Annotated in this window: 1 protein-coding gene; it reads right to left on the reverse strand. The window is 38.7% G+C overall.

Annotation, left to right across the window (positions count from 1 at the left end):
- Positions 1–73 precede the first annotated feature (73 nt).
- Positions 74–508 carry an IS200/IS605 family transposase gene (tnpA, locus tag PL77_RS29915; RefSeq protein WP_044213756.1) on the reverse strand — a complete coding sequence of 145 codons (435 nt, stop codon included), beginning with the start codon at positions 506–508 and terminating at the stop codon, positions 74–76.
- Positions 509–597 lie beyond the last annotated feature (89 nt).

A 597-nucleotide genomic window follows, 5' to 3' on the forward strand; every position in this document is an offset into this window, starting at 1 on the left:
AACTAAACCACTCTCTGCACTGAAAGTGCAGAGGTTTGTAAAGTAGGACTGAAATTCCTACGCTCACTAACTCTTATTCCAACATAAAGTTGGAATTATCGTTTGTATCGCTCCTATGGTGCTCCAAATAGTCGTTGACCATTTGATCGGTTACATTACCTGTACTCCATGCGCCATAACCTCCGGCCCAAAAGTGTTTACCCCAATATCGTTTCCGTAAATTTGGAAACTCTTGCTGTAGTATTCGAGAGGTTCGGCCTTTCATTCGCTTTAGAATTTCACTCAAGCTTTTACTCGGGGGATACTCAATATGCATATGAACATGATCTTTACTGACTACTCCTTTCAATATTTCGATACCTTCTGCTTCACATATTTGAATGAGAAGAGATCTACATCGCTTTTGAATATCGCCTTCCAAAACATGGTAACGATACTTAGTAGCAAAGACGATATGAACGGTTAATCGAGTGACGGTATGATGCCCTTTTCTATACTCTTGTGTCATAATACACAATATGTAGTAGATTTTTTCGAAATACTAAAGTTCTGCACTGAAAGTGCAGGGTTTTAAACCCATTTCTGAGACCAATAAAT

This window comes from Flammeovirga sp. OC4, from assembly GCF_000812565.1.
In the GTDB taxonomy this organism is placed as follows: domain Bacteria; phylum Bacteroidota; class Bacteroidia; order Cytophagales; family Flammeovirgaceae; genus Flammeovirga.

What these genes read in the sequence shown, in the direction of transcription:
- tnpA (WP_044213756.1), bottom strand. Translation starts at nt 508, where the DNA reads ATGACACAAGAGTATAGAAAAGGGCATCATACCGTCACTCGATTAACC.